The sequence below is a fragment of the Sphingobium sp. EP60837 genome (assembly GCF_001658005.1).
GTDB classification, from domain to species: Bacteria; Pseudomonadota; Alphaproteobacteria; order Sphingomonadales; family Sphingomonadaceae; genus Sphingobium; species Sphingobium tyrosinilyticum.
Genome location: NZ_CP015986.1, coordinates 39,082 through 63,130 on the forward strand (window position 1 = coordinate 39,082; position 24,049 = coordinate 63,130).

At 61.5% G+C, this 24,049-nt stretch carries 20 protein-coding genes; 6 read left to right on the top strand and 14 right to left on the bottom strand.

Features of this window, described 5'->3' with window-relative positions:
• The first annotated feature begins 11 nt into the window (after window positions 1-11).
• Complete coding sequence (locus EP837_RS00215; RefSeq protein ID WP_066523586.1) at window positions 12-203, top strand: ferredoxin; 192 nt, start codon at window positions 12-14, stop codon at window positions 201-203.
• Window positions 200-1,594, top strand: a complete 1,395-nt coding sequence (locus EP837_RS00220; protein ID WP_066523588.1) for a M20/M25/M40 family metallo-hydrolase — start codon at window positions 200-202, stop codon at window positions 1,592-1,594. Before EP837_RS00215 ends, EP837_RS00220 begins: the two co-directional genes overlap by 4 nt.
• Window positions 1,595-1,603: 9 nt before the next feature.
• On the opposite strand, the gene EP837_RS00225 is transcribed toward EP837_RS00220, so the two are convergent.
• Together EP837_RS00225 and EP837_RS00230 are read right to left on the bottom strand one after the other, a co-directional pair.
• Window positions 1,604-3,079: an aldehyde dehydrogenase family protein gene (locus EP837_RS00225; protein WP_066523589.1), complete on the bottom strand. Its 1,476-nt coding sequence runs from the start codon at window positions 3,077-3,079 to the stop codon at window positions 1,604-1,606.
• A 12-nt stretch (window positions 3,080-3,091) separates the two neighbouring features.
• A complete protein-coding gene (locus EP837_RS00230; RefSeq protein WP_066523590.1) occupies window positions 3,092-4,366 on the bottom strand; it encodes an MFS transporter in 1,275 nt (424 codons plus the stop codon).
• Window positions 4,367-4,409: 43 nt separating this feature from the next.
• On the opposite strand from EP837_RS00230, the gene EP837_RS20900 reads away from it, so the two are divergent.
• The 4 genes from EP837_RS20900 to EP837_RS00245 all read left to right on the top strand — a co-directional run bounded on the left by EP837_RS20900 (window position 4,410) and on the right by EP837_RS00245 (window position 10,986).
• Entirely contained in the window at window positions 4,410-4,628 is a 219-nt protein-coding gene (locus EP837_RS20900) for a hypothetical protein (protein ID WP_156518334.1), read from the top strand.
• Window positions 4,629-4,817: 189 nt separating this feature from the next.
• The gene (locus EP837_RS00235) at window positions 4,818-7,823 is read left to right on the top strand and encodes a TonB-dependent receptor domain-containing protein (protein WP_066523591.1); all 3,006 of its coding nucleotides are present in this window, start codon (window positions 4,818-4,820) and stop codon (window positions 7,821-7,823) included.
• 310 nt (window positions 7,824-8,133) lie between these two features.
• The gene (locus EP837_RS00240) at window positions 8,134-9,477 is read left to right on the top strand and encodes a UDP-glucose dehydrogenase family protein (protein ID WP_066523592.1); all 1,344 of its coding nucleotides are present in this window, start codon (window positions 8,134-8,136) and stop codon (window positions 9,475-9,477) included.
• A 117-nt stretch (window positions 9,478-9,594) separates the two neighbouring features.
• Window positions 9,595-10,986 (top strand): glycoside hydrolase family 16 protein, encoded by a 1,392-nt coding sequence (locus EP837_RS00245; RefSeq protein WP_197486288.1) that lies wholly within the window; start codon window positions 9,595-9,597, stop codon window positions 10,984-10,986.
• Here EP837_RS00245 and EP837_RS00250 read toward each other — a convergent pair.
• From EP837_RS00250 to EP837_RS00305, 12 genes are read right to left on the bottom strand one after another with little or no spacing between them, the layout of a single operon-like run.
• Window positions 10,971-11,900, bottom strand: coding sequence for a glycosyltransferase family 2 protein (locus tag EP837_RS00250; RefSeq protein WP_066523594.1), 930 nt, complete (start codon window positions 11,898-11,900; stop codon window positions 10,971-10,973). The genes EP837_RS00245 and EP837_RS00250 overlap by 16 nt on opposite strands.
• Window positions 11,897-12,982, bottom strand: coding sequence for an acyltransferase family protein (locus EP837_RS00255; protein ID WP_066523595.1), 1,086 nt, complete (start codon window positions 12,980-12,982; stop codon window positions 11,897-11,899). Before EP837_RS00255 ends, EP837_RS00250 begins: the two co-directional genes overlap by 4 nt.
• On the bottom strand, window positions 12,979-14,106 hold the full coding sequence (locus EP837_RS00260) for an endo-1,4-beta-xylanase (protein WP_066523597.1): 1,128 nt from the start codon (window positions 14,104-14,106) through the stop codon (window positions 12,979-12,981). The genes EP837_RS00255 and EP837_RS00260 overlap by 4 nt, the downstream gene beginning before the upstream one ends.
• Complete coding sequence (locus EP837_RS00265; protein WP_066523599.1) at window positions 14,103-15,071, bottom strand: glycosyltransferase family 2 protein; 969 nt, start codon at window positions 15,069-15,071, stop codon at window positions 14,103-14,105. Before EP837_RS00265 ends, EP837_RS00260 begins: the two co-directional genes overlap by 4 nt.
• On the bottom strand, window positions 15,071-16,015 hold the full coding sequence (locus EP837_RS00270; RefSeq protein ID WP_066523601.1) for a glycosyltransferase family 2 protein: 945 nt from the start codon (window positions 16,013-16,015) through the stop codon (window positions 15,071-15,073). The genes EP837_RS00265 and EP837_RS00270 overlap by 1 nt, the downstream gene beginning before the upstream one ends.
• Entirely contained in the window at window positions 16,012-16,941 is a 930-nt protein-coding gene (locus EP837_RS00275) for a glycosyltransferase (protein WP_066523603.1), read from the bottom strand. Before EP837_RS00275 ends, EP837_RS00270 begins: the two co-directional genes overlap by 4 nt.
• Window positions 16,934-18,346: an O-antigen ligase family protein gene (locus tag EP837_RS00280; protein WP_380807184.1), complete on the bottom strand. Its 1,413-nt coding sequence runs from the start codon at window positions 18,344-18,346 to the stop codon at window positions 16,934-16,936. Before EP837_RS00280 ends, EP837_RS00275 begins: the two co-directional genes overlap by 8 nt.
• A complete protein-coding gene (locus EP837_RS00285; protein WP_066523611.1) occupies window positions 18,298-19,575 on the bottom strand; it encodes a polysaccharide biosynthesis protein in 1,278 nt (425 codons plus the stop codon). The genes EP837_RS00280 and EP837_RS00285 overlap by 49 nt, the downstream gene beginning before the upstream one ends.
• Window positions 19,568-20,368 carry a WecB/TagA/CpsF family glycosyltransferase gene (locus EP837_RS00290; RefSeq protein ID WP_066523612.1) on the bottom strand — a complete coding sequence of 267 codons (801 nt, stop codon included), beginning with the start codon at window positions 20,366-20,368 and terminating at the stop codon, window positions 19,568-19,570. The genes EP837_RS00285 and EP837_RS00290 overlap by 8 nt, the downstream gene beginning before the upstream one ends.
• On the bottom strand, window positions 20,365-21,276 hold the full coding sequence (locus EP837_RS00295; protein ID WP_066523613.1) for a P-loop NTPase: 912 nt from the start codon (window positions 21,274-21,276) through the stop codon (window positions 20,365-20,367). The genes EP837_RS00290 and EP837_RS00295 overlap by 4 nt, the downstream gene beginning before the upstream one ends.
• The gene (locus tag EP837_RS00300; RefSeq protein ID WP_066523615.1) at window positions 21,273-22,631 is read right to left on the bottom strand and encodes a GNVR domain-containing protein; all 1,359 of its coding nucleotides are present in this window, start codon (window positions 22,629-22,631) and stop codon (window positions 21,273-21,275) included. Before EP837_RS00300 ends, EP837_RS00295 begins: the two co-directional genes overlap by 4 nt.
• Entirely contained in the window at window positions 22,628-24,046 is a 1,419-nt protein-coding gene (locus EP837_RS00305) for an ATP-binding protein (RefSeq protein WP_066528386.1), read from the bottom strand. Before EP837_RS00305 ends, EP837_RS00300 begins: the two co-directional genes overlap by 4 nt.
• Window positions 24,047-24,049: the final 3 nt, after the last annotated feature.

Here is a 24,049-nt window from a genome sequence, read left to right on the forward strand (position 1 = left end):
GAGAGAGTGTCATGAAAATCATCGTGCATAACGACAAGTGCCAAGGGCACGCCCGCTGCTGGGCGATGGCGCCCAACATCTTCCAGCTGGACGACGAAGGTTATATCAAACCTGGCGACATCGAAGTAGCCGAAACGGATGAAAAGCTCGCCTGGAAGGGCGCCAAGTCCTGCCCCGAACGCGCGCTCGAAATTGGCAAATGAGGGTCCTAGCCATCGCGGCGGCACTGACCGCAAGTCAAGCCGAAGCTCAGACGCGTCCGGATCAAGCCGCTTTCCGTGAAATCTTCCGCGAACTGGTGGAAATCGACACCAGCTCGCCCAACGGCAATTGCACCACCGCGGCGGAAAGGATGCTCGCCCGTCTCCGATCGGCAGGGTTCGGCGAGGCGCAGGCTGAAGTCTTCGTTCCTCCAAGCCGTCCTCGCGACGGGGGCCTCATCGCCCGCATCGACGGCAGCGATCCCAAGGCCCGGCCAATGCTGCTCGTCGATCATATCGACGTGGTCGCCGCCAAGCGCGAAGACTGGCCGCGCGATCCGTTCATCCTCGGGGAGGAGGGGGGCTATTTCATCGGTCGCGGGGTCATCGACGACAAAGCGCTGTCCGCGATCTGGATCGACAGCCTCGTCCGCATGAAGCTCGAAGGCTTCCAGCCGCGCCGCACCATCAAGGTCGCGCTGACCTGCGGCGAGGAAAGCGGGGAGGCGGTGAACGGCGTCGATTGGCTGCTCAAATATCGCCGTGAGGCGGTGGACGCAGGCTTCGCCCTCAACGAAGGTGGCCATGGCATGACGGATGGGCAGGGGAAACCCATTGCGCTCTATCTCGCCGTCGGGGAAAAACATTCGCAGAGCTTCACCATTGAGGCCCGCAACTCCGGTGGCCACAGCAGCCGCCCTCGTCCCGATAACGCCATCTATGATCTGGCTGACGCCCTGACGGCGATCCGAAGCCTCAGCTTTCCGATCCGGCTAAACGCAACCAATAGTGGCTATTTCACGCGCATGGCGTCGATCATCGGCGGTGACATGGGGGCGGCGATGGCGTCGTTTAGCGCGGGCTCGACCGACCCCGCTGTCATCGCCAAGGTGACCAGCGACATCACCTACAATGCGATGCTGCGCACCACCTGTGTTCCCACCATGGTAGAGGCCGGCCACGCCATCAATGCCCTCCCGCAGCGCGCTCGCGCGACTATCCAGTGCCGGCTTCTCCCCGCCGACAAGGTGCAAGATGTAGAAGCGCAACTCCGCGCTGCCATCAAACCCGCCATCAACCTGACCCGCGACGACAATAAGGGCGATGCTATAGCCGTCCCCCCACCGCTTGATCCCGCCATTCTCGGCCCGGCGGAGGATGTCGCGCGTGCTAAATTCCCCGGTATCCCTGTCATTCCGACGCTGCTGACTGCAGGCACGGACGGCCGTTATCTCAGCGCAGCGGGCATCGCGACTTATGGCGTACCTGGCATTTTTCTAGATCCCGACGGCAACGGCGCCCACGGCGTTAACGAACGGGTGCGAGTGCGGAGTGTCTATGAAGGGCGCGACTATCTCTACGCCCTGATCAAGCGATATGCAGGCGGGCGATGATGTGGCCGTTCAGGTCCTGATCCAGACGCCCTTCGTCTGCAGATAGGCGTCGATATGCTCTGATCCGCCTTCGCGCCCGAAGCCGCTCATCTTGTAGCCGCCAAAGGGAACGGAGGGGTCCATCGCGAAATAGTGATTGACCCAGATGGACCCGGCGCGGATCCGTTTTACCGCTGTCATCGCCTTGTTGATGTCGCGCGTCCACACGCCCCCGGCTAGCCCGAAACGCGTTGCATTGGCGCGGCCGATAACTTCGTCGAAATCATCAAAGGGCATGACGCAGGAAACCGGCCCGAAAATCTCCTCCCGCGCGATGCGCATCTCGTCCTTCACGTCCGCGAAGATGGTCGGTGCGACCCAATGGCCCTTATCGAAATCGCCGCCAGTGACCCGCCGGCCGCCCGTCACCAGTCGAGCGCCTTCCTCCGGGCCAAGGTCGAGATAGGAGGAAACGCGCGCATATTGCTTTGCCGAAACCAGCGGCCCGATTTGCGTGTCCGGATCGAGGCTTGGGCCGACCTTCAGACCCTTTGCAAAAGTCGCGATCCGTTCGACCATTTCTTCATAGACTGGCCGTTCGACGAACAGCCGCGTGCCAGCAGCGCAGACTTGCCCTGAATTGTTGAACACACCCATCGCTGCTGCTGGAGTGGCGAGGTCCAGATCCGCGTCGGCGAAGATGATGTTCGGCGACTTGCCTCCCAGCTCCATCGTCACTTTCTTCACGGTGCCTGCGGATGCCGCTATGATCCGCTGACCCGTCTCGCAGGACCCTGTAAAGGCGATCTTGTCCACGTCCGGATGCGCCGACAGCGCTCGGCCTGTATCCCCCGCGCCGGTAACGATGTTGACCACCCCCGGTGGCACGCCCGCTTCCAGGCAAAGCTCTCCAAAGCGCAGCGGGCTGAGCGAGGCATCCTCTGCAGGCTTCAATACCACGGTGCAGCCAGTCGCCAGCACAGGTCCGACTTTCCAGGCAGCACTAAACAGCGGCCCGTTCCACGGAATGATTGCGCCTACGACCCCCACGGGTTCACGCAGGGTGAAGGACAGGAGGTCGACGGGAAAGCTGTTCGACAACGTCTCGCCATGGATCGCCGTCGCGGCTCCCGCAAAATGCCGGAGAGACCGCTGCAGCATGCCCCTTAGTCCGCGTGCCGCTGTGATTGGCCGTCCCATCTCGATAGAATCGAGCAGCGCGAGGTCTTCAAATTCCGCATCCACCAGGTCGGCCAGCTTCAGCAGCACCGCCTGTCGGTCGGCGGGCTTGAAGCGGCTCCAAGACCCTTCGAAGGCAGCCCGCGCGGCACGGACCGCGCGGTCCACATCCTCCCCTCCCGCCAGAGACAGTTCGGCCACAAGTTCCCCCGTCGATGGACTGAAGCTCTGGAATGTCTCGCCTGACAGCGCCTCGACATGCTTGCCGTCAATCAGCAGCTGCTTGCGCTTGCCATCTATAAAGGAAGGGCGACGGGTCTCGATCATGAGGTTATCCTTTTACGCAACAGCGCCATGGGCGCGCCGCATCGACGCGCGGCCAAAGGCAAAGAGAAGCGCTGCGGGCAGCAGCACGCAAAAAATGCTGATGACGAGCGACAAGCCGACCTTCATCTCATCGCCCAGCACCTTGTCAGTGACCAGCCCGATGAAGGCAGGCCCACCTGCCATGGCGATCAGTCCGGACGCCAGCACATAGAGGGCCGACACTCGCCCGCGCAGATATTGCGGCGTGACTACCTGAACCGTCGCAGGCCCCATGCTGGACGTTGATAATATCAGCGCCATAAAGGCCCAGTAGCATCCCACGGTCGCCCATGGGCTACTCACGAGAAAGGCGGCGATACCAAAAGGCGCGGCGCACAGCACCGTCAACAGGCACCAGAACAGATGTGCGTCTAATCGGCCACTGCGGTAGAGCCGATCGACGATCCAGCCATGAAGCGGAATACAGGCTGCTGCTGCGATCTGTGCGATGCCGATGACGGGCCCGATCCGGCCCGGTTGCCAGCCATGAACGCGCGCCAGATAGACCGGCGTCCAGAGCTGAAAGCCGATAGTCGCGGCGTAAGCCAGGCCAAAGCCGACAAAGGTCGCCAAGTATAGCGGCTTATATACCTTCATGAACGCCCAAGCTTCCCCATAGCCCGCGCCCGCACTGGCCGACGCACTCTTGCGTCGTGGCGGCTCGCGAAAGACGAAAACGAGCAAGGCGAGCAGCAGGCCCGGGGCGCCCGTCATGATGAAAACCTGCTGCCAAGGCTGCAGCAGCCCGAACACTGGCCAGACTGCGGGTCCCGCCTTCATCGCGGCGGCGACGATGGGGCCGCCGAACAAGAAGACGATGCCTGCGCCCATTACCCCGCCCATGATGAAAACGGACATAGCGAGCGAAACTTTGTGCGGCGGGAAGCTGTCGCCGACCACCGAATAGCTGCCAGTGCCAAAGCCGGACTCCCCCGCGCCCACCCCTGCGCGTGCCGCCGCCAGGGCGGCGAAGCTACCCGCAAGGCCACAGCAGGCCGCAGCGATGCTCCACACAGTAATCGACAGATAAAGTACGACTCGGCGGCTGAAACGGTCGAGCGCCATACCCAAGGGGATAGCGCACAGGCAAAATAGGATAGCAAATGCCGGTCCTTGCAAGAGGCTGATTTGCAAGTCGGAAAGCCCCAGATCTGCTTTGATGGGCCCCACCATAAGAGCCATGATGTTTCGATCGGTTAATGATAAAATATAAAGCAGGAACAGGATCGCGACCGTCAACCAGCCCATGAGTGGCGAGGGGTAGGAAGCCTGATCAGAGGGAGGAGAGGGGATGTCGCTCAAGGCCTCTGCAGGTTCGTTCGCCACCGCCGGCGGTGAGATTATCGCCGAGGTCATGACCGTCCACGCTGATCGAAACAGTCGGTTGCTGATTGGCTATCGGGCGACAATTTCACTCTCCATTTTCACGGCAGTGGCGCTTTGCGCAAACCTGGCCAACGCCGGGCATATGCCGATATTAGGGTCAGTAACGCACATTTCTGCACCATAGGTCAATATATGTTCCGCTGGGAAGTCAAGCTGGCGGGGTGGAGGAAGTTTGGTTGAACATTTCCCCACAGTGCAAAATTTGTTGACATGCATCGCCGCTGCGGTATCTATAAAAATGCACACCGGGATAATAATGATCAGAGCAGAGGACTCGGCCGGATCAGATTGTGCAGGGAGAGGAAAGAGAGAGATGAAGAACCAGTTGTTCGCATCGACGCTGGCGCTTGGTGTCAGCATGTTCGCACTGGCCGTACCCGCCATGGCGCAAGACCCGGCGACGGCCCCCGCAGCTCAGCAGGAGGCGCCCGAGCAGCAGGCTGCTCCGGTCAACGTTTCGGACATTGTCGTGACGGGATCGCGCATTGTCCGCGATGGATATACTGCGCCGACGCCGGTGACTGTCGCCACGACCGAGGAGCTCGCCAGGACTACGCCCTCGAGCATACCAGACGCCCTTAACAAGCTGCCGCAGTTCAATAACTCGCTCAGCCCGTCCAAGTCGGCGCTCAACTTTTCCAACGCGCCGATCCACGGCAACGTCCTGAACCTGCGTGGCCTCGGCACGCCGAGCGCCAATCCAAAAGGGCCGCTTCGCACGTTGATCCTGTTCGACGGTATGCGCGTGTCGCCGACTGAATATGTCGGCACGATCGACACCAATGTTCTTCCGCAGTTGCTGATGCAGCGCGTCGATGTGGTCACAGGTGGCGCATCCGCTCAATGGGGCTCGGATGCGGTCGCAGGCGTGGTCAACTTCATCCTCGACAAGAAGTTCACCGGTATCAAGGGTGTCGCGCAGGCCGGTATTTCTGCGCGCGGGGACAATGGCAATCAGCGCCTTGGCCTCGCTTATGGACGCGACTTTGCGGGTGACCGGGGGCATATCATTGTCAGCGGCGAATATTCGAACAGCGATGGGATGCTGCGGTCTCAGCGCGACTTTGCCAATGTCGGTTATAACTTTGTTGGCAGCGTGGTGGGCTGCACGCCCCCCGCGGGTCAGCCCACGACACTTTGTTCGCCCGGCGGCCCGCTCAATCCCTATACAATCGGAACCGATATACGCATTTCCGCGCTGGCTCCCAGCGGCAGGATTACCGCATCGAGCGTTACCGGCAATCCTTTCGTAGGTCAGGTGATCAATCCAGATGGAACGACGCGGCCGTTCAATACGGGCACGCCTGTAGGTACGACCGGATTTCAATCAGGCGGAGACGGCTACAAAATTCCCACGACGGGGAATGCCATCGCGCCGCTGGAAACCTACACCTTCTTTGGCCGTCTGAGCTACGATCTTACAGACGATATCAGCGCCTTCGTACAGGGTAGTTGGTCCCGCACCAATTTGATCTACTCCACGCAGGTAAACGCGCTGGTGCCTCCATCCCAGGCGGTCAGCATCTTCAAGGGTAATCCTTACCTCACTCCAGCGCTGGACGCTTCGCTACCGACCGCGAACGACTATATCACGATCGGCAAATATGATGCGGGTCAGCCAGCGCCGATCGCAAAGGAGCGGACCGACTATTGGATGGTCAATGCGGGCCTGAACGGCAAGCTTGCGGGTCTCAACTGGACCGTGACTTATAGCCACGGCGACTCGGTCCATACGCTCGCCAACTCGGGATTGTACGAGAATCAGAAGCTCTACGCGGCCGCTGATGCCGTGATTAATCCCGCCAATGGTCAGATCACTTGCCGCGTCTTGCTGGATCCGACGCTCGCAAGTCGGTTTGCGGGTTGCCAGCCGATCGATCTGCTTCACGGCGATCCTTCAGCTTCCACCCCGGCGGGCTACGCTTATGCCACCGGAACATCCCGTTATCGGGCGACGATTAGGCAGGATGGCATAGCAGCCAACCTCAGCGGCAGCCTGTTTGACTTGCCCGCCGGCCCGATCGACTTCGCCGTGGGCGTGGAATATCGCAAGCAGAAACTGCGCTTGACCACCAATGCGGACCCGGCGCTGCTGGATACCGCAGCTGAACGAAGCGCATTCTACGCTGGTCTGCGTGGCGTTCCGGCCGTGAATGGTTTCGCTGGGACAGCGCCGCCGCTCTTCTATTGGCTGACCAATGTGGGGTCGGCAGAGGGCAGCCTTAACGTGAAGGAAGCCTATGCCGAGTTGGCGGTGCCGATCCTCAAGGATACGGCATTCTTCCGCGAGCTCAGCGTCAATGGCGCAGCGCGCATCACTGACTATTCCACATCCGGCACAGTAAAAACATGGAAGGTCGGCGCGACGTGGAAGCCTGTTGATGACCTGCTGCTGCGCGCCACGCTGTCTCGCGACATTCGTGCACCTAACCTGTTCGAACTCTATGCCGGCGCACAGAGCGGCATCGGCATCGTGGATGATCGCCCGACCAGCGGGCTTAACCAAAATGTTCCCACCGTCACCAGCGGCAATCCCAATCTCACACCAGAGAAGGCGAAGACGCTGACAATCGGCGGTGTGTTCACGCCATCCTTCCTGCGCGGCTTCTCCCTGTCGCTCGATTATTATCGTATCAAGGTCACCGATCTCATCGACACCTTGTCCGCACAGCAGATTGTGACGAACTGCACCAACGCTGGCGGATCGGGAGTTCCTGAATGTTCGCTCATTACGCGCGCCACGCCTACCTCCTTGCCGTCGCTGGTCAGCATCGTACCTGCGAACATCGCCTTCCTGAAAACGTCGGGCATCGACATCGACGCCAGCTATCGCACGGCGTTGGGCAATGGCGCGTTGGGCCTGCGGCTATACCTCAACTATTTGCAGAAGTTTGATGCGCAACAATATGCGGCGGCCCCGATCGCCCATTATGCCGGTGTGAACGTAGTGAGCAGCAACCCGGCGGGCTTCCCCCGCTGGCGCGGCAATCTGTCGATTGATTATACCAATGGGCCGTTCGGCGTGACAATTGCCGAGCAATATATTCACAAGATGCGGCTCGACATTCCTGGCGGTCCCCTCCCGATCCAGTTCATCGATGATCATGTGAAGGCCGTCTGGTACACCGACCTCGCAGTACGCTTCACCATTCCGCATGGCGACGGTAACTTCGAGCTGTTCGGCAACGTCAACAACCTGTTCGACAAGAAACCGCCCCTCATTCCGGGCACCGTTCCGGGGGTAAACTTGCCAACGAACATCGCTGTTTACGATTTCATCGGCCGTGCTTTCACCGCGGGGGTCCGCTTCCGCTTCTGATAGCGCGACAGGCGGCCGAAAAGGGGCGGGGGCCTTGCGCCCTCGCCCTTTGTCGTGGCTTAAGTCCCTGATCCGCGTCCATATGTGGCTATCGAGCGGCGGGCTGCGTTGCATCGCTGGGCAGCGGAGCTATGCTGCATTGCATCAATGGCTGGATAGTTCCAGCTGTTGGATGTTGGGCTTTAGCGCCTGTGCGTCCGATCCATGGAGAAAGGCAAAGCCAATCCTTCCTGCATTTGCGGGAGTGGCTTTGTGCGCCCTTTCCTCCCGATCGGTCACAGCCGCGGGCCGCTTGAAAGGGAGAACGGTGATGCGGATCGTGATGACCGGGTCGGGCTATGTCGGGCTGGTTTCTGGCGCTTGCCTCGCAGATTTTGGCCATGATGTCATTTGCGTGGACAAGGACGCGTCGAAGATTGCGGTTCTGCATGATGGCGGCGTGCCTATCTATGAGCCTGGCCTTGCTGACCTTATTGCGCGCAATGTGAAGGGAGGGCGGCTGACCTTCACCACCGATCTGGCTGCGTCGGTCGCGCAGGCGGACGTCGTCTTCATCGCGGTCGGCACGCCCGCCCGCCGTGGCGACGGCCATGCCGACTTGAGCTATGTCTATGACGCGGCGCAGGAGATCGCCTCGGCCCTCACCGGCTTTACTGTCGTCGTGACGAAATCCACCGTCCCTGTTGGCACCGGCGACGAGGTTGACAGGATCATCCGGGAAACTAATCCAGCTGCGCAGTTCGCTGTCGCCTCCAATCCCGAATTTTTGCGAGAGGGCGCCGCGATACAGGATTTCAAACGCCCCGACCGGATCGTCATCGGCATAGAGGATGACCGCGCTCGTCCCGTGATGGAGGAAGTCTATCGCCCGCTATATCTGAATCAAGCGCCAATCCAGTTTACTGGTCGCCGCACAAGCGAGTTGATAAAATATGCCGCCAACGCCTTCTTGGCCATGAAGATCACCTACATTAACGAGATCGCCGAATTGTGCGAGCATGTGGGTGCCGACGTCCAGCAGGTTGCGCGCGGCATCGGGCTCGACAATCGCATCGGCAGCAAGTTCCTGCACGCCGGACCAGGCTATGGCGGCTCCTGCTTCCCCAAGGACACCTTGGCCTTGGTCAAGACTGCGGAAGACGCAGGCGCACCGATCCGGCTTATCGAGACTACCGTCGCGATCAACGAAAGCCGCAAGCGCGCGATGGCGCGCAAGGTCGTTGCCGTGTGCAACGGCTCCGTCAGGGGCAAGAACATTGCGGTGCTGGGCCTTACCTTCAAACCCAACACGGACGACATGCGCGACGCGCCGTCGCTTTCAATTATCCAGGCTCTGCAGGATAGCGGCGCACAGGTGCGCGCCTATGACCCGGAAGGGATGGATGCCGCGCGAGCGATGCTGCGCGACGTCGATTTCTGCGCCAGTCCCTATGAAGCAGCACAGGGCGCGGCAGCGGTCGTGATCGTTACTGAATGGGATGCGCTGCGGGCTCTCGACCTGCCGCGTCTGCGCTCAGTGATGAGCGGTGAGGGGTTAGTCGATCTTCGCAACATCTATCGTCCCGAAGACGCCGAAGCGGCCGGCTTTGCTTATGTGAGCGTTGGACGCGGCGCGACACCAGAGCCTGAACCCTTGGTCCAGGCGGCGGAGTGAGTTCTAATAGCGGCTCGTCGCAAAAGCTCCGGCTTTGCGATGAGCCGTGCTTGACCAGAAGTTTATGTTAACCTTCCTATAGGACCCTAAGGGGGCTTAATAGCGGGGGTTGCAAAAATGAATATCAGGCTGACCGGCTCCATGGTTGGAGCCGGATTATCTCTTCTTTTCGTCATGGCGGCGGGAGCCGCGACAATTCTGTCGAGCGGATCGACATCAACAGGAACATCGACCGGCTCGGCAAAGACTCTGCTGAGTGGCAGCAATGCAGCAGCGACTTTGTCCACAACTACGTCGCTAACCAGCACGACTTCAACGATCACATCGAGCTTTTCGACATTTGATTTCGAAGGCGGTACGAAGCTGCCGGAAAAGGCGACGCTGTCACTCGGTAACGCCACTTTCCGTCCCGGCAGCGGTACAGCTTATGTCCCGGTGACGCTTGACCGTCCGACGCCCAACACAGTGATCGCGCGGATCATCACCGTGAACGGATCGGGCACCTTGCGGGCGCTGTCCGGCTATAATTACCAGACGGTCGATACCGTCGTAATCTTCCGCCCGGGCGATCCGCTCGTTCAGACGGTTGAGGTGCCGATCATCAGCGCCGCCGAAGGTCAACAGTTCCAGCTCAAGCTACGCGAAGCGCCATGGGGTGGTCTGCAAGGGCAATCGCTTGCGACCATCACTGCAACGGGCAGCGTTGCGCCGACGGCCAAGGCCACCGGCACGTTCCGTCAGCCACGCAGCTTTGCCGCCACTGGCACGCTCCAGTTCGAGTTGAACAAGGAGACGCACAAGCGTTCGCCCGATGGCGGTTGGGACCGTTGGGCGACCTCCTTGTCGCACGGCCGAACTCAGACCGCCAATGGCGAAACCGGCCTATATCTAGACTCCACACTTTTCGCGGGCGTCGAGGGGCCAGTTTATTGGGGCACACAGGGGCTGGTTCTGCACAGCCAAAAGCTGAAGACGCCCATCTATTATGAAGGGCAAAGCTGGTATTATGGCGCGTCGGTGCTGGACGGCCGCAATTTCCTGGCCGCGCAGATCGGCTATGGCCAATATGAGTGGGAGGCCAAGATGCCTAACCGCAGGGGGTCATGGCCTGCTTTCTGGCTGATCTCGACAAGCGGCTGGCCGCCCGAAATCGATATCTACGAAGGCTTTGGCTATCAAAGCTATTGGGACTTCGACCGTCATATCGGGCAAACGATCCACGGCGGCTCAGGCGGCGTGCGCAGCTTCCAGCGCGGCGTGACGATTCAAACAGAGCAGGCCTATGGCCTCAAGGGCTATTCCCAGGACTTCCACCGTTTTGCCGTGGATATTCAGCGGGACTATATCACCTGGTTCGTCGATGGAGTGGAGACCTATCAGTCGGTCAACCCGTTCCAGGGGCATCGCTGGTATCCCATCATGGACGTGGCGGTGAAAACCAGCAGCGCCTATGATGATGGTTCAGGCGATATGATCATCAAGAGCTTCCGTATCTACAACGCGCCATAATGGCTGTAGGCGCCGCCTGACAGGGCATAGAGGCGCCCCCAGCATTTGATCCACTGCCCGGCTATGTCCACGTGGCGTGCGCCGGGCAGAAGGAGCGCTGGAAGCCCTGCGGTCCGGATCGTCAGAACGCCTAAAGTCCGGCCCAGCAATATCATTTGCCCCACGCGTCCGGGCCGCTGCTTACGCCGCGCGAGAGTCTCGGTGAAGCCGATCCGCCACATGCGCTTCAACACCCATGAAAGCTTCGCCCGCTCGGCCGACACCCATTCGCTCACCTGTGCGTGAGGAGCCCAAGCGAAACGCGCGCCAGCTTCCTGGAGACGCGCCAAGAAGTCCAGATCCTCGCCTCCACTCCGGTTGAAACGCATGTCGAACCAAGGCTCCTTGATTAGCCCTAGCGCTCTACGGCTCACCAGCAGGTTGTTGCTCGCCCACAGCATGCCGGTCGCACCCCAGGCGCGCTGCTCCGGCCGGAATACCAGCGACTGGCGTGCCCAGCGCGGCGGCTTGCCGGTGAAATGAAAATCGACCGGCCCCGCGACTACGTCCGCGGCAACCTGAGCCTGACAGGTGAGCAGCGCGTCCAGCCATCCAGGCTGCGGCCATTCATCATCGTCGATCATCGCGATAAAGCGCATCATCGGGTCGGCCATGGCTGCCGCGCAAATAGCGTTGCGCACGGCGCAGAGGCCCGGCTCCGGCACGAGGAGCAGCGTGATGGGAAGGGGATAGCCTTCCTGCTTTAGCGCTTCTACCACAACCGCGCCCTGCTGCGCCTCGCCGTCATTGTCGGCCACCAGCAGCATGACGTCCCGCCTGTCCACTACGGTCGCCAGTGTCTCCAGCAGGTGGCGCAGTTCGACAGGCCGTCTGAAAGTCGGGATCGCGATCCAGATCGCTTTGCCAGCGGTCATGGGGCGGCCGCCTCGATGGGGCGGGGGCGCTCTGGCCTGCCGCGCTGCAGCCATTTGATCAACCGATGTCCGCGCACCTCGATCAGCAGATAGCTGACCCAGCAGATCAGCCAGGTCGCTGCCACCATCCCGCCGAGGAACAGCCAATCGAAGCCGATTATCCCATGCCGCTGCGCCACATTCATGGTCCGTGCGGCGACATCGCGAACCAACGGATGCCAAAGATAAATGGAATAGCTGATCAGCCCGAGATGGAAGCTTAGCGGATTAGCCATTACCGACCGCGCCGCCGGGCCGTCATAATAGCAGCTCAATACCAAGGCAGGCATCAGGCAAACCACCAGGACGTCGGCGCGGGGCAACAGCAGCGCCAGCGCAATGAGGCCGCAGACCAGAGCGAAGCCGCTGGGCCTATCGATCAGCGCTTTGCACCACGGCTTCTCGGCGACGCGGAAGGTCAGCACGCCAAGGGAAAAGCCCGCAAGGCAGCGCAGCAGCGTCAACACGCTATCGCTGTCATTTACGTCGAGTGGACCGCTGGAACCCATTCCTGACGAAGCCACCAGTACCAGCAATCCGACACACAGGGCTGCCTGCGCCCAGGCCCAGCGTGAGAAAGCAATAATCGCAATTAACGGGTATATAAGGTAAGCTGCGACTTCCGTACTTACCGACCAACTGTTGCCTGCGATGGGCTGCGTGCCCCACCCCCAGCTCTGCACCATAAAGAGGTTGGCGAAGATATTGGCAGGCGTCAGATCAATCGACTGGCTGCCAGATATATTGAGCAGGATGCGCAGCCCGAAGACCAGTGTCACGATCAGGTGCAGCGGCCACACTCGGGCCATGCGGTTGATGAGGAAGTCGATATAACTCGACGCGCCCAAATGATTCAGCACTCGATCGTGATAGCCATAGGAAATCACGAAGCCGCTGAGAATGAAGAAGAGGTCCACCGCCAGATAAGCCCGGGAGAATAGCGGGATGGCGAACCCGGCAAAGGCTGGCTGATGCGGGATATGATAGAGGAGCACTGAAACGGCCGCGACCCCGCGCAGTCCGGTGAGTGAGGCAACCCTCATACGCTGCGCCTCCCCACGGCAGGCGCTGCATCGAAGGCGGCGGCGATCGCATCCCATAGCGGTTTGCGGCCCATCCTGGCGTCCAGCGGCAGGCCACGCGACAGCTGCCCGTCAGGCCATTTATATTCCGGGAAATTGGACAGCCAGGAATAACGGTCGGACAGGCCCCAGCAGAGGACCGATCCCATCGCGGGATTGTCCAGCGAAACATCCAGGAACGCCTTGGCGATGGACGCGACTTCCCGATCGCGTTTTTCCGGGCTCGGCGGACCACCCCGGTCAGCAATGTCGAATTCGGTGATAGATAGTTTTAGCCCATAGCCGCTCAACGTGCGCAGGAAGTCGGCGAACTGCCGCTCGCTGAACCGCTCCTTATAGGGCTTCAGATGCCCCTGAATGCCGACGGCATCGATCGGCACTCCCCGCCCGAGAAGCCGGTCTAGCAGCTTTAGCAATGCCGTCCGCCGCCGCTCGCAACGCGGTGAGTCATGTTCCAGTCCGAAGTCGGTCAGGAATAAAGTCGCCCGCCCGTCTGTCTCTCGTGCTGTGTGAAATGCCGTGTCGATATAATGTTCGCCCAGCGCCTTCATCCACATGCTATCCATCCGCATGCCGTCTGCACGCCCTTGATTGGGCTCGATGGCCTCATTGACCACGTCCCACTCGCTTATCCGCCCGGCGTAGCGGCGCATCGCCACGTCGATGTAGCTGGTCATCAACCGCTGCCGTTCCCGGCCGCTCGCGCTTTTCAGTGCGGGCTCCAGCCAAGGGGGATTTGCAGCGTACCAGACGAGCGCATGGCCCCGCGCGCGCATGCCATGGTCTTGCGCGAAATCGATGATCTGGTCTGCGCCGCTGAAATCATATTTGCCCTGCTTCGGCTCGGTCGTGCCGCGCTTCAGTTCATACTCCTGCACGACCACATCGCATTCGCGCGCAACCGCCGCTCGAAAGCCTGTATCTTCGCGTAGGAGGCGCGACTTGACCGCTGCGCCGAAATGGCGGCCGGACCGGCGTGCATGCTGGGCCAGGCCGTAGCGCGAAACGCTGCGCGCGACGCCCGGGGGGAGGGGGGAACAGGCGGCCAGCGCGGCAGCGCCTGCAAGAAAGTCGCGCCGCTTCACAGCCTTTGCCTCCGTCCGACGAACATCCGGGTAAAATCGATCCACCGATCGCAGATGCGGCGGTACACAGCGTCTGGGAGGATGATCTGCATCAGAACCGCGCCCGCCAGCCTCGGCCCATAGGCCCCGCGAAGCAACGCCCCCAAATAGTAGCGGATCGCCCGGCTGCGGCTGGTAGGCCAGATGCTCTTTGCCGCGTGCCAACCCATGTATCCGGAAAAGGCGCGGGGCGAGATATGGGGTCGCAGGTCAGCGAGCCACGTCAAGCTCCCAATATTGCCCCGGACTTGTGACAGCCGGTCTTGCGCCTGCCTGTCCGCCCAGATCGTGCCGGGCCGGTCTGCCATGATGAAACGCGCGCCTGCCAAGGACAGGCGCAGCGCGAAGTCGGTATCGTCGCCGAACTTCACATCTTCCCGATAACGCACCTTTTCCGCGAGCGAGCGGCGAAGCGCTACGCTGCTCGTCTGGATGAATCCGCGATCACACATCAGATAACGATCGACCCTTTCATGTCGGGCGATCGCGCGCGGAGGCTTTAGGAAATTGCGCCCACCGCCCCGATCTGCCAGCACCTGGCCATAGGCTACCACCTCATCGCCCTCCTCCAGCAACGGCAACAGGTCGGCGAGGTGGTGTGGCAGGAAACGATCGTCGCAATCTAGAAAGGCTATATAGCGGCCCCGTGCGTGATCGATCCCTGCGTTTCGTGCTGCAGAGGCGCCCCTGTTCTGCTGGACGATGATGGTGAGACGCGGGTCCTTGATCGCCCGCAGCGCTATCTCCGTGCCGTCTGTCGATCCATCAATGACGACGATGACCTCAATGACTGCGATGCTTTGCTCCAAGGCGGAAAGCACGGCGGCGACTACAGCATCTCGCCGTTGGTAGGTTGGTATGACGATGGAAAAGATCGGTTGGGCGACGGCAGCTTGCAACTGCGATGGGGGTTGCCATGCGCTCATCACGACCGCGCCCCGCCATGGGCCGCTTCGCCCTTTCCAAAGCGCAATACGAAGCCGTTTACCAGTGAGCGATAGAGGGGCTTGGGCAGATAGGATCGCAGTACCTGCCGCGCGACCACCCTTGGCGGCACTCCACCTGCGAACAGCCCCACGATCAGGTCGCGCAACGCCATCACCGGCCGGATCGGCGCCATATGATAGGCCAGGACCGTGGCGCGATAGCCCCGCCGCGCCCGGTCTGTCAGCATATGGCCGCAGCGGTCGAGCCAGTCGAGCGAGGTTTCATAACCCCGAACATAGGAAGTGCGGCCCGCTTCGGTCGCGTCCAACCAGACCGTCAGCGGCTGTTCGATCATCCGAAATCGCGCGCCTGCGCCTTGCAATCGCACGCAAAAGTCCAGGTCCTGTCCCTTCTTCAGCGCCGGGTCGAACAGCACCTTGCGCGCCAGTCCGGCGGGCACGACCATGGTCGATGTTTGCATGAACTGGTTCGCGCAAAACAGATATTCACCGACGTCCTCGCCGTCGCGAATACCGCGATCCGGCCTGATCCAATATCGATCGACGCCTCGATCCACCTTCATCCGCGAATACAATACTGTCCGGCCATCATCATCGGCCAGCGCCTTGGCCATGATGGACAGCTTGCCCGGCAGGAACAGATCATCGGAATCTAGGAATGCAATGTATCGCCCCCGTGCCTCCTCGATCCCATGATTGCGGGCAGCGCCGCCGCCCGCATTGTCCTGTCGGATATAGCGCACACGGGGGTCGCCGATGGCATCGATCACCGGCGCGGGATTGTCCCGCGATCCATCATCGATGACGACGATTTCGAAGTCCTGCCAGTCCTGCGTCTGTACCGACCGGATCGTGTCGCCCACTATATCGGCTCGGTTGTACAGGGGAATGACGACGGAAAAGAAGGGGGCTGCATCTGTCATGCGCCATGCACCTTTCGATATTCTTCATATTGAAATCCTGCGATCCCGGCGATCTTGCCCGCCGCGCGATAGAGCTTGCCGAGCCTCACGACCCGCTTCCCCCGGTCCAGCGTCGCCGCCGCGCCGACCGTGCCGACAACGAACCCCGCCGCTATACGCGGTGCTTCGCCCACCAAGGTCCGCAGCCGCCCCTTGTGGAACCGCTCCACCATCATATCGGTCATGCCCAGTCGATAGCCGCGCATCAGCAGCCATTTGGCCGTCACGCGGCTCGCCGGGATCAACTCGGTTACCAGCGCGTCCTCGGCCCATGCGAAGCGGAAACCCTTGCGCACCATCCGGCTGAACAATTGCTTGTCCGACCCGCCGGTAAGCGCCATGCGCTCGTCAAAGGGCCGCTCGCCCATTTGGCGCAATGCGCTGGCGGAGATCAGCACATTGGCCGTGCTGTCCACCAACTTGACCGGCCCCGACTTGCCGCGCTTTTTTGCCTGCAGCAGCGGATGCCGCGCTGCCCACGGCGCCAAATGACTGTCCATCTCCCGCGCCACTGCGCCACCAACGACATCGGCATTCCACCGCTCCGCCGCTTCAACCATGGCGTCAATCCAGTTGCGCGAAGCAGCCTCATCATCGTCGAGCATCGCGATATGGCTGATCCCCGGCCGTGCCAAGGCCTCCGCCACCAGCGCATTACGCACCAGCGGTATGCCTCGCTCCGCCACAAGCATGGCCTTCACCGGCCAGCGATAACCTTGCGACGCCAGGCGTTCCACTACGCCCATACCCTCCTGCCGGGCTGCGTCGTTGTCGGCCACCAGCACCTCAAGGCTGTGCCGCGTATCCAGCGTCGCGATCGACTCCAGCGTACGCCGCAGCCCTTGAGGCCGGTTGCACGTAGCGATGCAGATGGTGATCCTAGCCATGGGCCGTCTCCGATGAGGCAAGCTGCCGCCGCTGCCACTGCGGGCGCGGCTTGGCCTTGAAGGTTGCATGGGCGGTCGCAATCGCCGCGAGGAAGATTACCCAGACCTGCCGGTCCTTGTCGAAGAAGGAGGTTTCCAGCAGATTCTGATACATAACGAACACCCAGACGGCGAAGGCCGGCACCATCAGATGCTGGTTTTCCTTCGACGATCCCGTGAGGAACCAATAGGCAGGTAGCGCCAGGAAGCTTACCAGCAACATGACCAGACCCAGCGGGCCGGTCGTCACTAAAATCTCCAGGTAGCCGTCATGCGAATGTGCGGTCAGCATCTGGAATTGCTGATTGAGATAATCATGCGCGGGCGAGTTCGCCCCCACCTGCCAAAAGCCGCCAAAGCCCGCCCCCAGATAAGGGTGATCCGCTAAATAATCGAACACCACTCGCCAGATCGAAACGCGCCCGGTGAAGCTGGTGGGATCGGCGAACAGCCGCTCGATAGTGGGCTGATAGGCGATGTAGAGTGCCAGAAACCCGACCATGCCAAAGCCCAGCATCAGCAGCAGGATCGCCCGTTTCTGCGTATTGTCGCTGAGCGCGCGATAAATGTTGCTGATCGCCAGCATGCCCACGCACAGCGCGAGCGACGTCTTGCTCTTCGTCCCGATCACGAAGACGAATGCCATGATCGCGAACAGCGCATAATACCATTTGCGTCGGTCGATCCACGCATTGCCGCAAACAATGAAGGTCAGCGCCATCACCGCGCCTGCAATATTCTTGTGGAAGAAGAAGCCGCGCCACGCCCCGATCAGCGCCTTGTCGCTCTCTGTCGATGGATGCACCGCTGCCGGGGTCAGGGGCAGGGAGACCCAGCAAATTATCAGCGATGCGATCAGCGCCCATCGCAGCGCCGTGAACAGTCGCTCCGGACCCATCAGAGCCAGCGCGCAAAAGGTGATGTAGATCACGATGAACTGCTGCATCACCCGCTTGAACGACACGAAGGGATCGACGCCCCAGCTGCAGGTGATCAGGAACCAGACCAGCATGATCGCCAGCGGCCAGAAGGTGAAACGATATTTCAGCGGATGCTTGCGCAGCATCTGCACCGCCGTCAGCAGCAGCGCGAAGCCGATGAACAGGGCCTGTTTAAAAAGGTCGGACCCGTCATTATCCGCCGCCATCGCCACCAGTTCATCCTGCGTGCGCGACGCGAAAGGCTGCTGGCCGATGAAGACCATCATCAGGAAAACGAAGTAGAAGACCTGTGTGACGACGACCATCCGGCTCTCCTTCGAGGCCGGAGCGGAGACGATAGAGGGCGCATGGCCGATACGGTGCCATGTGGACGCCATCAGCGCGCGGCTCCTTGCTCTGCACGCCATTTCCGGTCGAGCTGCCAGATGCCGAGCATCATCACCAACTGCGACAGGACCACGCCGGCGATGGAGAAGATCGGCGCTGCTGCCAAGGTCAGAAGTGTCACCGCGACGATCCCGAGGCCGCAACTGCGTAGGCTCTGGTTCGCCAGCGGCCGGAAGGCTTTGCGTGCCTGCGTCATCACGCTCATCGGCGTCTGCACGCACTGGACGAGCGAGAGCAGCGCGCAGAGGCCCACCGCAGTGGCGACCAGTTCATGATCGAGCGTCGGCTTCAGGATCAACTGTGGAAAGCCGAACAGCACCAGCGCAGCAACGATGCAGGTCGCCGCCCATAGGAAGACCAATGCGCCCATAAAGATGCGCTCCGACTTGATCGCTCCATCATGATCGCCGCTGGCCACCGCACGCGTCATACGCGGCCGCTCCAACTGGGTTAGGGCTGTGATGCACACATTCACCGGGCGGAAGAACAGCATACCCACGGCTACCGGAGCAAAGGCGGCGGGCCCGGCGAGCAAGGTCACTATGTAGCTGTGCGCGTTGGAGGTTGCCTCGGTCGAGAGCACGCCAACCAGCGTCCAGGCGGATTGCTCGCGCCACACTGGCTGGTAGTTGTTTAAGGCCCTGACTGGCCCGATCGCGACATGCCGCCGCACATAGGCAAAACCAAAGGGCAGCAGCCCGATGATGCTCGCTGCGACCAAAATTCCGCCGATGCTCGCCAGATCGGCGCCCGTTCGGCTCGCGATCAGTAGCGCGACCAGGATTGTCGCCGCATAGGCGAGGTCCGAACGTGCGGCGCTAGCAGGTTTGTGATGCGCATAGGCATTGGACCGCCCGAACCAGCGCACCAGCGACAGCGTCCCCGCCAACCCAAACATCGCGGCCGCTGCTGGCGATGCCGTTGCCCAGGCTATTCCCGCACAGATTACCCCCTGGCTCAGCGCCAGCAGCAGGTTCACCGGGAAGAAGAAGTCAAACGACTTGCCGTCCGCCTCGTCGCCTTGATTGACCGCGATCGTATAAGGCGTTGAAACCAGCGCGTTGGACAGGCTGTAGCCGAACTGGATGATCACCAGGAGAAAGGCCAGCGTCCCGATTGCGGCCGTGCCCAGATGATGGATCGAAAACAATTGCACGCCCAGATGGCTGACCGACACGATCGCTGATGACAGGCTGGCCAGGCCGAAGCGCCCGAACAGGCTGCCAAGGCTTTTGATGCGCCCTGCCAACGCCGCACCATCAGCCATGGCGATGTTTCCAAATCAGCCACAAGGCGTGCGGATTGGTGGTGATGTAGCGCCAGGCAAGCTGCTTGGGCCGTGTGACCATCCGATGCAGCCACTCCAACCCAGCCTTCTGCATCCACAGCGGTGCGCGCGGATAATCACCCGTCACATAGTTGAAGAGCCCGCCGCATGTAACGATCCACCCGGCTTTGATCCGGTCGCGATGGCGCACGCAAAAGGCTTGTTCGCGCGGTTTGCCCGTACCTACCCAAAGCACATCGGGCGAAGTTGCGTTTATCTCCGCGATCAGTGCCTCTTCCTCTTCACGGGACCAGAAGCCATTGCGTCGCCCAGCCAGTTCCAGTCCCGGCGTTGCCTCGATGATCCGGCGCGCGCATTCGGCGTTCACCTTCTCCTCGCCGCCCAGCAGAAAGTAGCGGACACCATGCTCAGCCGCCCGGCCGAGGCTGTCTATGAACATGTCGGTAGTGCTCGACCGGTCCGCGATCGGCGTGGTGCTGAACCACCGGGACGCCAGCACGATAATCTGGCCATCAGCATGGATGAGATCCGCCTGCGCCAGATCCGCCCGGAACGCTGCGTCGCTGGCGTTCATGGACAGCCCTTGGCCGTTGCAATCGAACACCAGCAAAGCCGGTTCCTGCTGCATCCGTCGCAGCGGCGCATCCCGCACCATCTTGTTGATCAACGCGTCGAGAGAGAGGGTGGAAACCGGCACCCCTCCCACCATCACGCTTTTCTCTTGCCCTTCCGACGAAGGAAAGGGCTGGCGCAGCGCCTGCTCGGTATTCATGCAATCACCGTCCCGGCGATCGGCACGCCCTGACGATCCAGATCGTCGATGATGCGCCGCATGTCGGCGATCACTGTGCCACCCCGTCGCGCAACGATAGCGACTGCATCAAACCCCGCGAGGATGCTGCCGAAAGGGGTTTGTTCGCCCTTGCGCTCGGCAAGGTAGAACAGCATCGACGTTTCCTTCAGGCCCCAGCCATTGGCCGTTTCCGCCAGCGGCCCGCGCGTGATCATGCTCGACGCGCTGCCCGAGGCCCGGCCTGCTGTCATCAACCACAGCCCTTCGATCGCGGTCTTGGCGGCGGGAAGCAGGGCAGCGCTGCCCATCAACTGTTCGGCCAGGCCCGACTTGTTGGCAACGCGGAACAGGCGGTCGAGCGATGGATTGCCCATATCGACATCGATCAGCATCGTCGGACCGTCCATCTGCGCCAGCACTACTGCCAGGTTGGCGGCCATGGTCGCCGCCTCATCCCCCCCATCGACCGACAATACCGCCAGCCGTAGAGAGGAAGGATCGCCAGCCTTGGACGCAGCCTTCAGCTTCGCCCGGACTGTCCGTATTTTGGCCGCATAGGGGCTCGTAGGGTCAAAGGCGGCGACAACCAGCGGGTCGATCCGCTGATCCCCGGCGGGTAGCAGTGAGAAGCCACCTGCCAGCGCCGCCAACAGTCCAGCGGCCTCGCTGTCCAGCATCCCCAGTTCGACCGCCGCTTCATGGAAGGGAAGGCCCTGCGTCCGCGAATGTACATCGACCCGATTCACATCGGATTCCGCCAGGAACCCATGATCGACAGCCAGCTTGGCAAAGCTGTGATTGTCCCGCACGCGGGGGCGCAGGGCGGCGGTCCCGCCGCCGCCCGGCATCATATGAGGTGGGGCGCCTGCCGTGGAACGCAGTCTCATGCGGCCTCCTGCTGTTTGAAGAACCAGCCGCCCGCAACCGGGACCGGCACCAACTCGGTAATCACTTCGACTTCCGTCGCGCGCGCCACGCCAGCAGCGGAGCGAACGCGCGGCTTTAGTATCTCGGCGATGATGACAGCCGCCACTCCGCCGACCAGGCCCAGCGCAACGCCCGCGATCAACCACAGCATCAGGTTGGGCTTGGCAGGCAGAAGGGGCACGCTCGCCTCATCCAGCGGGCTGGCATTGGGCTGGGAGATTTGGCTTTTCAGGGTCGCTTCGTTGAAACGCTGGCGGACCGTGTCATAGGTTTGCCGCGCCGCATCGACATCCCGCTGGAGCACCATCAGTTGATCCTGCACTTCGGACATGCGGATCATTCGGTCTTCCTGGCCGGCCATGTTCGATTTGAGGTCGCCTTCGCGGCGGTTGGCGGCGACGCTGTTCGCGCTGACGGCGCCCGCTTGGCTCGAACGGGCGGAAGCCAGCTTGGACTGAAGCTCCGACAGCAGTGCATTTGCGGCGGTCATGGAAGGGTGATTGGGGCCCAATGTCTTCGACAGTTCGGAAACCTTGGCTGACTGGGTCGCCACCTGCTCTTGCAGGTTCTGCACGATCAGCGAACCTTCAATGTCGGATACCGCGCCCGCACCAGCCTTGCCCCGCGCTGCGGCGGCTTCCGCCTGCGCCTGCGTCAGCTGATAGGACATGTTCTTCAGCTTCTCGGCCTCAAGGTCCATGCGGTTGATGCCGATGATGTCATGCGCCCGCTGGAAGTCGGACAGACGCCTCTGCGCCAGTTCGTAGCGGCGACGCACTTCCTGCGTCTGCTCGTCGAACCATTTCGCCGATCCGCGGGCAGGGGAGGCGCGCAGTTCCACCTGTTCGCGCATGTAAGTGGTGGCGATCAGATTGGCGACTTTCGCGGCCACCTGGGGATTGGGATCCAAATATTGAATCTGCAACACGTTGCTCTGTCGCCCGGTGGTGATCGTCGTATTCTTGGCGACCTGTGAGGCTGCGGATTGCAATCGCGCTTCGGCGGGCATGTCGGCAGGCTGCGCGTTAACGAACCCCGCCTGCTTGGCGACCGCGTTCATCACCTTTCCGCTGCGGATGATGTCGGTCTGTGTCCCCAATATGGATTCTGTGTCGGGCTTTGCCCCCTGCGCCGTGTTGGTGTCGGTCGGATCGGTTTGCGACAGATCGAGTAGCAGCGATGCCGTGCCCATATATTGTCGTGGCTGAAGGAAGGCGGTGATGGCGATCGCCAGGAACAATATGCCCCCGATAATCGCGGCCATCCGCCAGCGCGCCTGCACTGCGGACAACAGGTCGATAGGGTTCATGGTCATAGCCCGTCCACTCCCTTCAGCATGGCCCGCATCTCTTCGGCAGGCGTGGGGGCAGGGGGTGCGCTCGGCACCGGCTGCTTCGCCATCAGCAGCAGGAATTGCGGCGCAAGCGTGTCCTCAAACATGAACAACTCGCCGCCCGGCATGGACGTGAGAGCGGGCTCCAGCCGCCGCATCGCCTCAGCCGCCTGACCTTCGTTGATCGATCCGCCGCCCAGCACTTCATGACCAAGCCGCACCAGCCGGTCATAGGAAATCAGCGACATTTGCGATGCAGCCACGCCCGCCAGCGCAATCATGCGCCGGCTCGCATGGGCTTCCCACAGCACGCGCTGAAACAGCGCATGCGTGGCGCCGCTCATTTCGGCCCAATCCTCTAGCGCGGACGCGAGCCCCTGCTCTACATCGGCCAACGTCATGCGGTCCCGTCCGCCTGCCTCGGTCACCAGTGCCGCCTGCATCCCGAACAGCCGGGCATGATAGGGCGACCCCATGGCAGCGCCCGCCAGCGCATCAAGCGCATCGGGATCCAGCCGCAGCTGCGCATTGTCTGCGCAGCTCATCAGCAGTCTTTCCAACTCGGGCTTCGGGATTGGCGCCACCCGTTGAGGTGCGATGTGCCGCCGCAGCGAGGGATGAGCAGCAATCAGTCCATCGACATCTCCCGCAATGCCTACGAGCACCACCTGCACCGGCGAATGAATGTCGGTCAGCAGCTTCAGCAGTGTCGCGACGTCCGACTTCGCCTCGTCGGATCGTACCCGGTCATATTCGTCCAGGATCAGGATAGAACGCTGACGCACGTCTTCCACTAGCAACGCGGCCAAGCGCGTCACGTCCAGAGGCTCATTCATCAGCTTTCGCGCTTTTTCCTGTCCGGCCGCACTCATCGGCAGTTCGGAAAGGAAAGGCCGGAACAGCGAGTCGAAGTCGGCGTCGCCGCTCGCGGATCCGTAAAGCGCAACGCAGCCAGCTTCGTCCGCCAAGTCGCCAAACACCCGCGCGAGCGATGTCTTGCCCGATCCCCGTGTGCCAAAGATGACCGCATGTTTCCGCTGGACGACGATTGCCTCGACCAGCTTTTCCAGTTCGCTGTTGCGCCCGGCCAAGCCGTGGCGATCCGTTACGGGCATCGCCGTGCTGAAAGCGTTGTAGATGGAATCCCGCCGCAGACTGATTGGCTTCAGCGGTGCGGCGATAGCGCCCATCGACAGAGGCCGGGGGCCTTCATCGGCATTCTCTTCTTTCTGGATTGGCCGAAAGCCGGGCGACACGGGCGTGTCGAGCAACAGGGGCTCGGCTGCTGCCATGCGCGGCCCCCCGGCAGAGGCGTCGGAACGGGCGATGTTGCGGCGAAAGGACATGAGCCAGTCCAGCATTCCGCTGGGCCGGTCATTCACGAAGCCATGATCGATTGC

Excerpts from the sequence above, each read along its gene's own strand:
- EP837_RS00215 (WP_066523586.1), top strand. The coding sequence starts at position 12 with ATGAAAATCATCGTGCATAACGACAAGTGCCAAGGGCACGCCCGCTGC.
- EP837_RS00220 (WP_066523588.1), top strand. The coding sequence starts at position 200 with ATGAGGGTCCTAGCCATCGCGGCGGCACTGACCGCAAGTCAAGCCGAA.
- EP837_RS00225 (WP_066523589.1), bottom strand. The coding sequence starts at position 3,079 with ATGATCGAGACCCGTCGCCCTTCCTTTATAGATGGCAAGCGCAAGCAG.
- EP837_RS00230 (WP_066523590.1), bottom strand. The coding sequence starts at position 4,366 with ATGGGCTGGTTGACGGTCGCGATCCTGTTCCTGCTTTATATTTTATCA.
- EP837_RS20900 (WP_156518334.1), top strand. The coding sequence starts at position 4,410 with ATGTCGCTCAAGGCCTCTGCAGGTTCGTTCGCCACCGCCGGCGGTGAG.
- EP837_RS00235 (WP_066523591.1), top strand. The coding sequence starts at position 4,818 with ATGAAGAACCAGTTGTTCGCATCGACGCTGGCGCTTGGTGTCAGCATG.
- EP837_RS00240 (WP_066523592.1), top strand. The coding sequence starts at position 8,134 with ATGCGGATCGTGATGACCGGGTCGGGCTATGTCGGGCTGGTTTCTGGC.
- EP837_RS00245 (WP_197486288.1), top strand. The coding sequence starts at position 9,595 with ATGAATATCAGGCTGACCGGCTCCATGGTTGGAGCCGGATTATCTCTT.
- EP837_RS00250 (WP_066523594.1), bottom strand. The coding sequence starts at position 11,900 with ATGACCGCTGGCAAAGCGATCTGGATCGCGATCCCGACTTTCAGACGG.
- EP837_RS00255 (WP_066523595.1), bottom strand. The coding sequence starts at position 12,982 with ATGAGGGTTGCCTCACTCACCGGACTGCGCGGGGTCGCGGCCGTTTCA.
- EP837_RS00265 (WP_066523599.1), bottom strand. The coding sequence starts at position 15,071 with ATGAGCGCATGGCAACCCCCATCGCAGTTGCAAGCTGCCGTCGCCCAA.
- EP837_RS00270 (WP_066523601.1), bottom strand. The coding sequence starts at position 16,015 with ATGACAGATGCAGCCCCCTTCTTTTCCGTCGTCATTCCCCTGTACAAC.
- EP837_RS00275 (WP_066523603.1), bottom strand. The coding sequence starts at position 16,941 with ATGGCTAGGATCACCATCTGCATCGCTACGTGCAACCGGCCTCAAGGG.
- EP837_RS00285 (WP_066523611.1), bottom strand. The coding sequence starts at position 19,575 with ATGGCTGATGGTGCGGCGTTGGCAGGGCGCATCAAAAGCCTTGGCAGC.
- EP837_RS00290 (WP_066523612.1), bottom strand. The coding sequence starts at position 20,368 with ATGAATACCGAGCAGGCGCTGCGCCAGCCCTTTCCTTCGTCGGAAGGG.
- EP837_RS00295 (WP_066523613.1), bottom strand. The coding sequence starts at position 21,276 with ATGAGACTGCGTTCCACGGCAGGCGCCCCACCTCATATGATGCCGGGC.
- EP837_RS00300 (WP_066523615.1), bottom strand. The coding sequence starts at position 22,631 with ATGACCATGAACCCTATCGACCTGTTGTCCGCAGTGCAGGCGCGCTGG.